The following is a 13,905-nucleotide window of genomic DNA, read 5'->3' as shown; positions in this document are numbered from 1 at the left end:
CTAGCGCTGGTTTATTTTTAAGATAGCACCAACAACAGTGTTGAAGTAAGTATAAGTAGGTATAAATTTTTAGTTTTACACCTCTTTGCTCAGCTAACATTAACGCTGGTTTAGCGGTTTTCGACCTAAAGCTTAGGTTAATTGCACTTTATAAGAGTAAAAGTAATGGCCGAAATCAAGCGGCCACTACCTCAAAACAAGGTGGCTTTACTCATTTAAAGCTCATTTGCAGGTAATATTGTGATCTCATGCATTAGTGTTTGCGGTAATAGCGGCGTTGGTTTTGCAGCTACGTAGTCATCAAATCCTGCGCGATAAAATGGCGATAGTGGATGACCTGACTGGCCACCGGGAATGGCCATTATGGCGTTTTCTAAATGCCCAGGTTGAGCAATAAATCGCTGTGACGCACCAAAACTACGCCCCTGCACTGCTGGCATATAACTGTCGCCAAATCCTGGCGCTGTCGGCATATTTAATAATTTACTTAGTTGTGGTATTTGCTGTGCGAATGGATGCTCAATAACCAATTCATTAACTGTCCCCCACTGCCAACCTTTTAAGTTACTGCCAAACTCTTTACTTAAATTACTGACAACTTGACTAAATGAATCAGTTAATTGTGCATCCCAATCAGCAAATTGTGGATTTAACCAGCTATCTGGTTGCTGTTCAATAAGCTGCCATATTGCCGGCTCTAAATCACGTTTAACATACTTTAATGAACCGCCCTGAGCCTGTAAATTTGCTTGCATAGCCGTAAATACACTATTGATAACTTCATCACGATAACGCCTAACCAGCGTGTAGCCTATTGACGTTGCACAGGCGCAACCTTGCCAGTTCTCTAACTCTTTTATGTACTGCTGATTAGCCGAACTATTTCTATTAAGCTGTTGCAGCAATAAGCTATGCCACGGTTGTAAAAAGCGCGCCTGATTATCATGCTGCAACTGGTTAAAATTAGCTTCATTAAAATGTTGCTTTTCATACAATCTATCACGAATTTGACTAGATCGTGCTCCCAAGGCATAACCACCATTACCAAAACGCTGGTCATCCAAAGCCGATACAACGCGAGAGTTCCCAGTCCATAAACGGCCATCAACAGGATTTTTAACTTCCGGCCTTTGCTGTTCATTATGCTGCCAAAGTGTTGAGTAGTCATTTTCCTGAACAGCTAGTTCACTGGGCTTAATACGCCCTGGAATGGCTCCCATATTTTTCCAACCCGCATTGCCTTGGCTATCTACCACCATTAAGTTTTGTACTGGAATACCCACTTCACTGGCAATCAGCAGCGCGTCATCGACAGTGGTTGCTTGTTCTAATTTCAATAAATCCATATCGACTGCATAAGGTTGATGGCCAACCCAGCTAAGCGCATAAGGCTTGCCATTTATTTCTCGCACTGGACCATACTCACTCAATGTCAGCTTATATTCTTCAATTGACCCATCGGGTAGTGCTATTTGCTCAACTTCTTGCCATGTTTTACTGTTATCAGTTAATGCTACCCAATCGGCAGTATCGAGGTAACCATTAGTAAATCCCCACGCAATATTGTTATTAGTTCCCACCACAATTGCTGGTGCGCCAGGCAAGGAAACCCCTGTCACTTGGCTCACTTTTCCTGACATTGCATAGTTAAGTTGCGCACGATACCAAATAACCGGCACCGCCATCGACAAGTGCATATCATCCGACAGCATCCCAGCACCTGTGGTAGTTAACTGCCCAGTCACCGCCCAGTTATTACTACCACGTTCTTGATTTACATCAATCCTGAGTAAAGCTTGTAAGGTTTGCTTAGGAAATTCAGGAATAGTTAAATTATAAGGTGCGAGTGTGCTGCCATCTAAAGCCGCTTGATATTGACTGGGTTGAGTTAAAAAACTGACCATTTCTGGGCCATAAATATCGGCAATTTGAATTAACGCTTGGTCACGTTCAAAGGTCGCCGTTTGTAAATCTAAGTACATACTGTAAATCACTAACAAACTGTCTTCACTGCGCCAAGGCTTTTGCTCAGCGCCTGTTAGTAAATATTCAAAACTGCTAAAACCTACCTGTGCTAAGCCTTCGTTAACGCCAGCGGCATAACTTGTTAATAATGCTTGATCTGCTTGAGGCAATTGCTCAACAATCGCAGCGCTGCGTTTTCGTAACTGGTGGAAGCGCATTTTTTTATCCAAACCTAATGCTGCTTTACCAAACAGTTCACTCAACTCACCTGCAGCATTACGGCGCAACAAATCCATTTGAAAAAATCGGTCTTGACCATGTGCGAAACCTAAACCATACGCAGCATCAAGGCGGTTCTCAGCTGAAATAACTGCTTGACCCAGTTGGTCTCGGGAGATTTTTACCGCTTGGCTGACGTGGTTACTACGCCCATTACCATCAAGCGCCGGTAAGCTAATTGACAGTACACCATAAATAACTGCTGTTGCAGCCAATCCTAAAATTACGATTGCTAACACCAACCACTTGATAATTTTAAACATGAACCAGTCCTTTCACTCTTAATTAGCTCTATCATAACCATAGTTTTATGAAAAATAATGCGCTTAGTTCGTTTTTAGATAAAATAAATCACTGTAGCAACAACCAGCTTATATGAAGTTATTCTTAATACTTTCCCCACATAACGTGCGGTTATTTAAATAAAAAACAAATAGCTCAATTGATCGGACTATTTTTATTTCCGTGATAAATTGACTATAGTTGAACAGCCAAATATTAAAAGCACAAGTCGCTAATGCCATTGTTAAAAACAGATGATCACAAACAAGTCTACAAATTTAAACTGATATTTTGGTGCTCGCTCGTTTTTATTTTATTAATCAGTTTAGTGCTTGATCAGATCAGTTATAAACGTGCCCAAGAATCTCATCGACTATTAATTTTATCTGAAGTAAGTAGCTACCGTACTCAACTTGAATCAACATTAGTATCGAATATTCAATTGGTGCGTGGTTTAGCTGTTGCAGTTGCTGCAGAGCCTAATTTAGATCAACAACGTTTTGCCCAAATTGCCGCGCCATTATTCGACACCTCATCTGAATTACGCAATATCGGTGGTGCACCTAATATGGTGATCCGCATGACTTACCCATTGGCAGGCAATGAAAAAGCCATAGGGCTAAACTTTTTAGATAACAAAGCACAACGTGCAGATGCAATTCGTGCGCGTGATAACAATGAAATAGTTATGGCAGGCCCACTTACATTAGTGCAAGGTGGCGAAGCATTAATTGCCCGAGTCCCTGTGTACCTTCCCCCTGACAAGCATTTTTGGGGACTACTCTCGGTGGTACTCGACATAGACAAAATATATAAAAGAGCGGGTATCTACGAACTAGAAGAAGACTATGATGTTGCCATTCAAGGACGCAATGGCTTGGGTCTAAAGGGAGAGTTTTTCCGCGGTAAAGCGGATATTTTAGAGCGAAACCCTCTGGCGTTTACTTTAACCTTTCAAGGTGGCGAGTGGGAAATTTTTGTTACTCCTAAAGTTGGTTGGGCACCTCCAAATTCTGCGATTTGGCCGCTGAGATTAGCAATATTTACTATTTGCGGGCTATTAATTTTAGCCTTTTTATTATTCTTAAAAATGCTCAATCGCCAGCTAAGAAATGAAAAAATGCTAGTGACAATGAGTAGTCTTGCAAAAATTGGCGCTTGGTCATTTAACCTTGAAACACAACAAGTATATTGGTCAGATATGACCAAAAACATTTTCAAATATCCACTAGACGAACAACCTGATTGGCCAACGAACTTTTCTTACTTTAAAGAAGGCGAAAGCCGTGACACGATAAAAAAGCTCGTTGAGCGAGCAATTAAATATGGTGAAAGTTACGAAGTTGAGCTCGAAGTTATCGATTCTAAAGGTAATGCTTTATGGGTGTTAGTGCATGGTGAGGCCGAAATCCGTAATGGCCGCTGTATTAAGATTTTTGGCTCTTTACAAGATATAAACGTCCGTAAATGCATTGAATTAGAAAGCAGTAAAACCGCTTTGCACAATGAGGTACTCGCCTCACTTACCGTTAATAACGCTGTGTTGACTGGTAATTTAAAACAAGCAAAAGATATTATTACACAATCAATTTGCGATGCATTTAATGTTGAACGTGCCAGTATATGGCTGTTCAATGATGCAAGAGATCAACTGCAATCATTTGCCCATCATGGTAAACACACCCCAAATAACACTGCGTTACCAGCATGGCAGCAAACTGAGTTAAATAATTTTTTTACAGCCATTGATAACCAAGCAGTGATCCGCGCTTCAAATGCACTGAGCAATAAATTTACAGCCCCGCTTACAGCGCTCTATTTAGCCCCTTTCGACATAAAATCAATGCTTTGTGTATCTATCCCTACAGGAAGCGGGGCGATTGGTATTGTTTGTGCTGAGCATTGTCAGTATCCGCGGGTATGGTCGCGTAACGAAGAAAGCTTTTTAATTGCCGTTGCCGCTTTAATTGGCAGTTTATATTCTAGCGAGCAACGTATAGAAACCGAGCAACAATTAGTCACAGCAAAAGAAGCAGCGGAACAAGCTGTAACCGCTAAAGGTGAGTTTTTAGCGAGCATGAGCCACGAAATTCGCACCCCGATGAACGGTGTACTCGGGATGCTTAATATTGTGCAACAGACTAAGTTAGATCCTCAGCAAGCGCATCATATTGAATTAGCACAATCATCAGCGCAATCGCTGCTTAATATAATTAACGATATTCTGGATTTTTCAAAAATTGAAGCTGGTAAATTAAATATCGAAAAGATTGCTTTTAATTTACCGAAATTACTCGGTGAAGTGGTCGAGTCATTTGCCCTTAAAGTAGAGCAACATAATACTAAACTGATTTTAGATGCCACTAAAATTAATGTAAATAAGATTGTTAGTGACCCAAATAGGCTTCGCCAAATTATTAATAATTTACTCGGTAATGCCGTTAAATTTACTCATAATGGTGAAATTATCGTGAGCGCAAACTTAAAAAATACCACTAACGGGACTTTTTTAGATTGCTCAATTATTGATACCGGTATTGGTATTAAAGCCGACAAACAAGCTTCGTTATTTGATTCTTTCACTCAAGCCGATACCTCAACTACTCGCCAATATGGCGGCACAGGCTTGGGCCTGGCGATTGTTAAGCAGCTGTGTAATTTGATGGATGGAGAAATCAATGTCACGAGTGTTTATGGCCAAGGCAGTACATTTACTTTTTCCATTAAAGTACAGCCGCTACTGGGTAAAGAACAAGACTTACCGAGTCATTTAATTACAAACAAACATATTTTAATTGTCGATACTTGTCCGTTAAATAGCTCAATTGCGCAAAAACAACTGAATGTGTGGGGGGCACGTGCGCATATTCTCAAAAACTACCTAGCTTTGAGTTACTATCTCAATTCTAGCGATGAATTGATTGATGCTGTGCTGCTTGATTATAGCTTTTTTCAGCAAGCCGACGCCGCTGCAATTAATACATTGAAAACTTACCTAAGCAAGCATCACGTAAAACTGATCCTTATGGCACCAATGAGTTTCTCACAAGAAGCACATGCAAACTTGCCAATCGAAGCCGATTGCATGATTTTTAAACCACTAACGCCTTCGGACTTGTTTGATTCTTTGGCGAATGAAAAATTTATCGAGCAACAACAAAATAACAATGCACTACCAGCAAGTATTGCAATCAACAATACACACTTTGTAAATCAAGACAAAATCCTGCTGGTAGAAGACAATAAAGTAAATCAAGTCGTAGCCTGTGCATTACTAAAACAAGCAGGCATAAGTTTTGATATCGCTGAAAATGGTCTGGAAGCTATTGAAAAACTAAAAAACAAAACCACAGAACCATACAAGCTATTGTTAATGGACTGCCAGATGCCAGAAATGGATGGTTACCAAGCAACTAAGGCAATCCGTAATGGGGATGCGGGTGAATACTACAAAAACGTAACTATTATTGCGTTAACCGCAAATGCTATGCAAGGCGATAGAGATAAATGCCTCAGTGCAGGAATGACTGATTACCTAACCAAACCACTCGATTTTGATGCGCTTAATCCGAAACTGCAACAATGGCTTGGTAAACAATAAAGGTGTAAGCTAAGGCATAACAAAAAGAAGGATTTATTATGCAACTCACTGCTATTGAACAACGTGTGATCGGCTGCCTACTTGAAAAACAAAGCACCACACCAGAGCATTACCCGCTGTCACTAAATGCATTGACCAATGCGTGCAATCAAAAATCGAACCGAGAGCCAGTGCTCACGCTCAGCGAAACTGAAGTACAAGAGGCGCTAGACTCGCTAGTTTCCCAGCGGTTAGTTACATTAGACGAAGGGTTATCTGGACGCGTAACTAAGTTCGCACATCGCTTTTGCAATACTGAATTTGGTAATTTACAGTTAACGGAGCAACAGCGCGCTATTATTTGTTTAATGCTGCTACGTGGCCCACAAACCCCTGGTGAATTAAGAACCCGCAGTAATCGGCTCGCTGAGTTTAATAATGTTGCTGAAGTTGAGTCGGCATTAAATGCCTTGATGACTGCCGAACATGTGACTAAACACCCGCGAGAACCTGGCAAACGTGAAAGCCGTTACAGCCATTTATTTGCTGATCCACAAAGTGCTGTTGCAGTAGAACCACCTGAATTACCTGCACTCAAAGCTGACGAGTTGAATGAGTTACTTGCTGAAATTGATGAGCTAAAAGCTGAATTACAAAAAATTAAGCTACATTTAGGGCTTTAAATTAAACCCTTTGAATTAGATAATAATTCCAATTGCATTAAATAGAGATCATGCTTTTAAGCTAATTGGTATAACCATGACAACCAATAATATTATTAGGAGAGCTCAGCATGCGCGCTGAAATAGTGGCAGAAATGAAAGTCCAGCCAAATATAGACGTCAACAACGAGATCACACGCCGCGTAAACTTTATAAAAAACCGCTTAGTGGCAGCACATTCACGCTCTTTAGTGCTGGGGATTAGTGGCGGTGTAGATTCATCTACCTGTGGTCGCTTATGCCAACTCGCCGTTAACGAATTAAATGCGCAGCAGCAAACCGACAAGTATCAATTTATTGCGGTTCGCTTACCGTATGGTGTGCAAGCTGATGAAGCTGAAGCGCAATTGGCTGTTGATTTTATTCAACCAAATAAACGCCTAACAGTGAATATTAAACCCGCAGCAGACGGCATGCATGAGCAAGCATTAGCGGCAGTGGTAGGTTGCGGTGATGCACTGCCGGAACAAGCACAAATTGATTTTATAAAAGGTAATGTGAAAGCCCGCCAACGCATGGTCGCGCAATATGAAATTGCCGGACTGTGCCAAGGCCTCGTTGTTGGTACTGATCATAGCGCCGAGAACATTACTGGCTTTTATACTAAATTTGGTGATGGCGCATGCGACTTAGCGCCATTATTTGGCTTATCAAAACGCCAAGTACGCGCATTAGCCAAGCAGTTAGGTGCACCCGATTTACTCGTTAATAAAGCCCCAACCGCCGACCTAGAGTGTGATCGCCCTGGCCTTACTGATGAAGAAGCCCTTGGTTTAAGCTATGAACAAATTGATGACTTTTTAGAAGGCAAAGAAGTCAGTGACGAGGTAAGTGAAAAACTCATCGCAATTTATCTACGCACTCAACATAAACGCCAAGCTATTCCAACCATTTACGACGATCTTTAGGCTGTCATAAGTTCATAAACCGTAAATGACACTTCTAGGGCAATTAACAATAAGAAAAATGTGATTAATTGCCCGCTTTTTACTTTAGCACAAACATAAGCCCCTAAAGGTGCTCCTACTACGACCACTGGAATAGCCGCTAATAAATACGACTGTATTTCGCTACTTAAGCTATTGAAGAACCATACGTTAGCAATGCTTGCCACCACAGACGTTATTGCCATGATAATCACCGAGGTTGCAGTCGCTTTTTGAATATTAGCGTTGCAGGCGATAATCAATAACGCAAAAATAGCAATGTCAGCTCCCGAACCAACTAAGCCAGATGCAACTCCTCCAATAACAGCAACTAATGCAACTGTAAATGTACTAACGTGTATATCGGTTTGACTACATACATGTTGCACCCTGCAGTAAATACGCCATAAAAGAGTTAATGCGAAGCATATTAAAAGTACGCTAAAGACTCCTTTAACCACCATTCTTGGTAATTGATCGGCAATAAAAGTAAGGCTTAGTAATACGCCAACTAATGCAGCAGGAGCTGCGATTAATACCACTTGGCGATAATATGGAATACCAGTAAAAATAATGGTTAATGCGGCCGCACTCATACCAAAACTTTGAATCGCTAACGAGAATACTTTTGCGGTTACAGGATCTATTGCCAGTAACTTAGTCATCACAGGAAATGCTACTGCGCCACCACCAAGTGCAGTGCCACCAGCAACAAAAGACCCAAAAGCCATAGTCACAGCAATGCTAAACTCTGCGATAACACTTTGTAGCGCGGCATTTGCGCCTTGCCAAGCAATTAATGAACAATACACGCCAGCAACAAATAACCAGGGGATCATACGCAGTTTATGGATCGGTTTAGGTGATGATTGCATAGTTACAGATCATAAATTGAAGTTTTATTATTATGCCTGACAATCATCGCAGAGCAAATGATCGCAACTGTTCGTTACGGCGTACAAACAGATTGTTATATTGGTGCAATATCTTTGCAGTAAAGATGAAATAGTTCTGTAATTTAGTTTATAGTTGTTAGTAAACACATGGTAATCCAGCTCATCGCATTAAAAAACCTAAGGATTTGTATTTAGTTATGACATCGCCCATTTTAATAACAGGTGCCGGCCAACGTATTGGTTTAGCACTGGCAAAACATTTTATAGCCCAAGGGCAAGCTATTATCGTTACTTACCGAACTCGCCATCCCGCTATTGATGAATTATCTGACCATGGTGCTGTATGTGTTTACGCAGACTTTAGCACTGACAACGGCATTAATGAGTTTGTCAGTCAATTAAAGCTGCACACAAATAGCTTAAAGGCGGTGATCCACAATGCATCGAGTTGGGACTGCGAAGCGAATAATCCAGATAGCAGTACGCTATTTGATAACATGATGCGTATCCATGCAAAAGCACCTTACTTAATTAACTTAGCGCTTAGCGAGTTACTGTTAAATTTTCAGCAACAGCAGCAACACCCTGCTGATATCATTCATTTAACTGATTATGTTGTTGAAAAAGGAAGTCCAAAGCATATCGCATATGCCGCAAGTAAAGCCGCCTTAGAAAATATGACAAAATCATTTGCAGCTAAGTTTGCCCCGAATATTAAAGTGAACGCTATCGCCCCTTCATTAATTATTTTTAATGATCACGATAGCGATGAGTACCGAGAAAAAACCCTTAAAAAATCATTAATGGGCATCGAGCCCGGTTGTCGCGAAATTATAAACAGCGTCGATTTATTGCTTAGCAGCCATTACATCACGGGACGTTCTTTACCCGTAGATGGTGGCAGACATTTAAAATAACGGATTAATCGAGAAATTTATGCACGATCAATTAAAAAATAGTTACCACGAAATTATTACTGCTGTAGGTGAAGATCCACAACGTGAAGGCCTATTAGACACGCCAAAACGCGCCGCCAAAGCGATGGAATATTTGACCAAAGGCTATCGTCAAACATTAGAAGAAATTACCAATAATGCGGTATTTACTTCTGATGCAGATGACATGGTTTTAATTCAAGATATAGAGCTTTATTCGATGTGTGAACATCATTTATTACCATTTGTAGGGCGCTGTCATATTGCTTATATTCCTAACGGTAAGGTGCTGGGTTTATCGAAATTTGCGCGTATTGTTGATATGTTTGCACGCCGCTTTCAAATTCAAGAACAACTGACTCATCAAATCGCTAAAGCGGTTGAAGAAGTCACCGGTGCTAAAGGCGTTGGTGTAATAGTGGAAGCAAAACATATGTGTATGATGATGCGTGGGGTTGAAAAACAAAACTCAAGTATGCGTACGTCGGTAATGCTAGGTAACTTCAGAGCCGATCCAAAAACCCGCAATGAATTTTTACAACTTGTAAAAGGCTAATCCTATGGCCAATGCAATTATCCATGTAACTAACTTACGGCTGCGCACTTTTATTGGCTTTAATCCCGATGAACGTGAGAAAAAGCAGGATGTAGTGATCAATTTAGAAATTCACTATCCTGCTGAGCAAGCCTGTGAAACGGATCAAGTTGAACAAGCACTTAATTATAAAGTGATCACCAAAGAAGTGATTAGTATTGTTGAGCAAGGTCACTTTTTATTGCTTGAAAAACTAGTGGCAGAAATACTCAGTGTTTGCCATAGCCATAGCAGCGTGAATTATGCAAAAGTGCGAGTTGATAAACCTCACGCTTTGCGTTTTGCAGATTCAGTATCGCTAACACTCGATTGGAGTAAAGCTTAAAGCAACTTATCCAGCCCAACGGCAAAGGCTAGTACAAGCAAATAACGTGCGCCTTTGCCAAGGGTAACCAGCCATAAAAATGTCCACCAGCGCACTTTAAAAATGCCTCCTACAACTGTTAGCGGATCACCAATAATTGGTAGCCATGCCAACAACAGGCTATAAACACCATACTTTTCAAAGCGCTCTGCAGCCTTATCGATACTTGCCTGTGACACGGGAAACCATTTCCGATCCTTAAAACGTATGACTTGCGTGCCTAACCAGTAATTAACGCAACTACCTAGTACGTTACCAACTGTGGCACTGAGCCATAACAACCAAAGTAAATATTCTCCTTTGGTCACCATTGCTGTGAGTACCACTTCTGATGAGCTTGGCAATAATGTTGCCGAAATAAACGCAGTAAAGAACAGAGTTAAATAAGCCATCTAAGCCTTTATTAATACATATAAAAAACCCAGCATTTGCTGGGTTTGATAAAAATGAAGAGTAGTTTATTTTATCAATTGTAAGCTAAATGGGTAGTTAAACTCTTTACCGTCATTAGTTTTGATTGCGCCAATCACCACCATAATAAACGAGAAAATAGCGACTATAGGTAATAGAATTACTCCGATAACTGCAAACATCAAAATCAAACACACTATATATGCTATGAACATAGTGATTTGAAAGTTAAGCGATTTACGCCCATGTTCAGCCACTAATGGCATTTCGTCTTTTTTTATTAACCAGACAATCAGCGGACCGATGATACTACCCATAGGTATAATAAATCCGGCTAATGCGCTTAAATGACATAACATCGCCCACATACGCTCATCTTTACTCGTTATAACTGGTTCAACCTGTTGATTATCTTCCATTACCATCTCCTTATTTCGTTAATACCTATATGCTGACCTTTTTCAGTCTTAATGTCTAGATTTTAATCAGCGTCGTCGATACTGCTAAGCTCGAGCAAGTGTGCAAAACCACAACACTTAATTTAGACAAAAAATTAAGGCGTAACCTAAGTCACGCCTTAATTGTAAAACACTAAAATCAGTTATTACTTTTTAATACCAGCTAAATCTAAGATAAATGCATAATTTAGAGCTGTATCTTGAAGGCTTTTAAAACGCCCAGATGCGCCACCATGGCCTGCTTCCATATCAATTTTAAACAGTAATTTATTATCATCGGTTTTAAACTCACGTAATTTTGCAACCCATTTTGCTGGTTCAAAATATTGCACTTGAGAATCATGCAAACCTGTGGTGACCAACATATTTGGATACGCTTGTTTACTCACTTGATCGTACGGTGAGTAAGACAGCATATAATCATAATATAGTTTGTCATTTGGGTTGCCCCACTCGCCGTACTCGTTGGTTGTTAATGGTAAGCTCGCATCTAACATAGTGGTCACTACATCAACAAATGGCACAGCCGCAACCATCCCCTGATAAAGCTCTGGTGCTTGGTTTGCCACGGCGCCCATTAATAAGCCGCCCGCACTGCCGCCCATCGCGAATATTTTATCTTGCGCACCATACTGCTGGGTAACTAAGCCTTTGGTTACATCAACAAAGTCATTAAAAGTATTCTTTTTATTGAGTAGCTTGCCATCTTCATACCAAGGACGACCAAGCATCTGCGAGCCACGAATATGCGCGATAGCAAATACAAAGCCTCGATCAAGTAAACTCAAACGGCTACTAGAAAAACTTGGATCCATGGTTGCCCCATACGACCCATAGCCATATTGTAACAATGGATTAGTGCCATCTTTTTTGAATTTATCTTTGCGATAAACTAAACTCACCGGTACTTTTACGCCATCTCGCGCAGTAATAAATAGTCGCTCCGATGCATAATTATCGGCATTAAAATCACCGATCACTTGTTGCTGTTTTAACAGTGTTTTCGTTGTGCTATTCAAATCGATATCATACGATGAACCAGGCGTCGTCATACTGGCATAATATACTCGTAAGCTTTCGCTATCTAATTCATTATTACCATATGTACTGACCATATAACTGCTGTCATTAAAGCTCAGCTGCTGTTCATCACCCGACTTTAAGTTGCGTATCGTTAAACGAGATTGCCCCATTTCACGCTCTTTATACACTAAATGGTCAGTGAACAAATCGATGCCTTCAAGCTTAATATCATCACGCGCAGCGATCAGTGTTTGCCAATTCGCTTTGTCGTGCGCTTTATCTTTATCCACCGTCATTAGCTGAAAGTTTACTGCGTTAAGGTTAGTGACTATGTAATAAGTATCACCGAGTTTAGCAATATCATATTCTAGGTTTTCTTCACGTTCAATTAAGCGCTTTGGCTGTGCCTTGACGTCATTAGCATCAATTACCGACACACCTGAAGCGTTAGTACTGCCATGCCAAATATAAATTTCTTGTTTGTCTTTACTCTTACCAAGGCCAGTGTAATAACTTGTGTTAGTCTCTTCGTACACTAACTCATCTTGTGCTTGTGACGTACCTAAGGTATGGCGATAAACCTGATAACCTAGCAATGTCTGTAAGTCTTTTTTAATGTAATAAAAAGTTTTATTATCATTCGCCCAGACGATATCACCATCTGTCCCTTCGAGCTTATCTTCTAGTAATTTACCGGTCTTTAAATCTTTCACTAAAATAGAGTAGATTCGTCGACTTACCGTGTCTTCACCATATGCTAATAAGTGACCATTTGGGCTGACAGATAAACCTGTTGCCGCGAAATAGTCATGGCCTTTTGCCAACTCATTTACATCTAATATAACGTGTTGATCAGTGCCCTTATCATCGCTACTGCGAACATAAGTCGGGTATTCATTATCCCCTCGCGTTTGCGATGAATAATAATAATCGCCACTTTTAGTTGGCACGGAGTCATCATCTTTTTGAATGCGCCCTTTTAACTCTTCAAACAAAGTAGTTTGTAAAGCTTTAGTATGCTTTAGCATCGCATCAGTATAGGTATTTTCTGCATTAAGGTGTGCTATGACAGCTGCATCTTTTCGTTCATCGTCACGCATCCAATAGTAATTATCGGTGCGCGTATCACCATGAATAGTCATTTCGAAAGGGATCTTATTGGCTACCGGTGCAGTTACATTAACCACTGCAGCTTCACTCTGTACAGCCTCGGATTTTATATTATTTTGTTCTGGAGCTTTATTACAGCCCGCTAAAATAGCTAACGACAAAGCCGCTAACGCAAATGATTGACGTGTTTTCATAGTATTCCCTAGAGTTATTATTATTCCACTACTAGCAATATATCTAACTAGCTGTTGATTACCTATATTAGTTTGTAAAGCAATGTAAAAAGGGAGCCTAAGCTCCCTTTGTTTGATTAACTTTGCTCGTTAATCACTGATAATTAAAATGACTAACTAAACAAT

11 protein-coding genes are annotated in these 13,905 nt (G+C 40.4%); 6 read left to right on the top strand and 5 right to left on the bottom strand.

Annotated features, from left to right (window positions below):
• Window positions 1–215: 215 nt before the first annotated feature.
• A complete protein-coding gene (locus tag PVK79_RS02415; RefSeq protein WP_182759931.1) occupies window positions 216–2,507 on the bottom strand; it encodes a penicillin acylase family protein in 2,292 nt (763 codons plus the stop codon).
• A gap of 254 nt (window positions 2,508–2,761) precedes the next feature.
• Here PVK79_RS02415 and PVK79_RS02410 point away from each other — a divergent pair, with 254 nt between their 5' ends.
• The 3 genes from PVK79_RS02410 (at window position 2,762) to nadE (ending at window position 7,736) form a co-directional block, all read left to right on the top strand.
• Window positions 2,762–6,127: an ATP-binding protein gene (locus PVK79_RS02410; RefSeq protein WP_257325232.1), complete on the top strand. Its 3,366-nt coding sequence runs from the start codon at window positions 2,762–2,764 to the stop codon at window positions 6,125–6,127.
• Window positions 6,128–6,165: 38 nt separating this feature from the next.
• Complete coding sequence (locus PVK79_RS02405; RefSeq protein ID WP_145239982.1) at window positions 6,166–6,789, top strand: YceH family protein; 624 nt, start codon at window positions 6,166–6,168, stop codon at window positions 6,787–6,789.
• A gap of 110 nt (window positions 6,790–6,899) precedes the next feature.
• Window positions 6,900–7,736 (top strand): ammonia-dependent NAD(+) synthetase, encoded by an 837-nt coding sequence (gene nadE, locus PVK79_RS02400; RefSeq protein ID WP_149982194.1) that lies wholly within the window; start codon window positions 6,900–6,902, stop codon window positions 7,734–7,736.
• Here the strand turns inward: nadE and PVK79_RS02395 are convergent.
• Window positions 7,733–8,629: a sulfite exporter TauE/SafE family protein gene (locus tag PVK79_RS02395; RefSeq protein ID WP_257325231.1), complete on the bottom strand. Its 897-nt coding sequence runs from the start codon at window positions 8,627–8,629 to the stop codon at window positions 7,733–7,735. The genes nadE and PVK79_RS02395 overlap by 4 nt on opposite strands.
• 218 nt (window positions 8,630–8,847) lie before the next feature.
• Here PVK79_RS02395 and folM point away from each other — a divergent pair, with 218 nt between their 5' ends.
• From folM to folX, 3 genes are read left to right on the top strand one after another with little or no spacing between them, the layout of a single operon-like run.
• Window positions 8,848–9,567 carry a dihydromonapterin reductase gene (folM, locus tag PVK79_RS02390; RefSeq protein WP_182735035.1) on the top strand — a complete coding sequence of 240 codons (720 nt, stop codon included), beginning with the start codon at window positions 8,848–8,850 and terminating at the stop codon, window positions 9,565–9,567.
• Between the two features lie 19 nt (window positions 9,568–9,586).
• Window positions 9,587–10,141, top strand: a complete 555-nt coding sequence (folE, locus tag PVK79_RS02385; RefSeq protein WP_145239988.1) for a GTP cyclohydrolase I FolE — start codon at window positions 9,587–9,589, stop codon at window positions 10,139–10,141.
• 4 nt (window positions 10,142–10,145) lie between these two features.
• Window positions 10,146–10,505: a dihydroneopterin triphosphate 2'-epimerase gene (folX, locus tag PVK79_RS02380; protein WP_145239990.1), complete on the top strand. Its 360-nt coding sequence runs from the start codon at window positions 10,146–10,148 to the stop codon at window positions 10,503–10,505.
• Here the strand turns inward: folX and PVK79_RS02375 are convergent.
• The 3 genes from PVK79_RS02375 to PVK79_RS02365 form a co-directional block, all read right to left on the bottom strand.
• Window positions 10,502–10,936 carry a YqaA family protein gene (locus tag PVK79_RS02375; RefSeq protein WP_145239992.1) on the bottom strand — a complete coding sequence of 145 codons (435 nt, stop codon included), beginning with the start codon at window positions 10,934–10,936 and terminating at the stop codon, window positions 10,502–10,504. The genes folX and PVK79_RS02375 overlap by 4 nt on opposite strands.
• Before the next feature lie 66 nt (window positions 10,937–11,002).
• Complete coding sequence (locus tag PVK79_RS02370) at window positions 11,003–11,374, bottom strand: DUF4870 domain-containing protein (RefSeq protein WP_145239994.1); 372 nt, start codon at window positions 11,372–11,374, stop codon at window positions 11,003–11,005.
• A gap of 185 nt (window positions 11,375–11,559) precedes the next feature.
• Window positions 11,560–13,740: a S9 family peptidase gene (locus PVK79_RS02365; protein WP_145239996.1), complete on the bottom strand. Its 2,181-nt coding sequence runs from the start codon at window positions 13,738–13,740 to the stop codon at window positions 11,560–11,562.
• Between the last annotated feature and the right edge of the window lie 165 nt (window positions 13,741–13,905).

The sequence above is a fragment of the Pseudoalteromonas rhizosphaerae genome (assembly GCF_028885455.1).
Lineage (GTDB): Bacteria > Pseudomonadota > Gammaproteobacteria > Enterobacterales > Alteromonadaceae > Pseudoalteromonas > Pseudoalteromonas rhizosphaerae.
This window is presented reverse-complemented; position numbering and strand designations above follow the sequence as displayed.

Bases quoted from the DNA above. Each gene is read 5' to 3' on its own strand.
- PVK79_RS02410 (WP_257325232.1), top strand. From the start codon at position 2,762: ATGCCATTGTTAAAAACAGATGATCACAAACAAGTCTACAAATTTAAA.
- nadE (WP_149982194.1), top strand. From the start codon at position 6,900: ATGCGCGCTGAAATAGTGGCAGAAATGAAAGTCCAGCCAAATATAGAC.
- PVK79_RS02395 (WP_257325231.1), bottom strand. From the start codon at position 8,629: ATGCAATCATCACCTAAACCGATCCATAAACTGCGTATGATCCCCTGG.
- PVK79_RS02405 (WP_145239982.1), top strand. From the start codon at position 6,166: ATGCAACTCACTGCTATTGAACAACGTGTGATCGGCTGCCTACTTGAA.
- PVK79_RS02415 (WP_182759931.1), bottom strand. From the start codon at position 2,507: ATGTTTAAAATTATCAAGTGGTTGGTGTTAGCAATCGTAATTTTAGGA.
- folE (WP_145239988.1), top strand. From the start codon at position 9,587: ATGCACGATCAATTAAAAAATAGTTACCACGAAATTATTACTGCTGTA.
- folX (WP_145239990.1), top strand. From the start codon at position 10,146: ATGGCCAATGCAATTATCCATGTAACTAACTTACGGCTGCGCACTTTT.
- PVK79_RS02370 (WP_145239994.1), bottom strand. From the start codon at position 11,374: ATGGAAGATAATCAACAGGTTGAACCAGTTATAACGAGTAAAGATGAG.
- PVK79_RS02375 (WP_145239992.1), bottom strand. From the start codon at position 10,936: ATGGCTTATTTAACTCTGTTCTTTACTGCGTTTATTTCGGCAACATTA.
- PVK79_RS02365 (WP_145239996.1), bottom strand. From the start codon at position 13,740: ATGAAAACACGTCAATCATTTGCGTTAGCGGCTTTGTCGTTAGCTATT.
- folM (WP_182735035.1), top strand. From the start codon at position 8,848: ATGACATCGCCCATTTTAATAACAGGTGCCGGCCAACGTATTGGTTTA.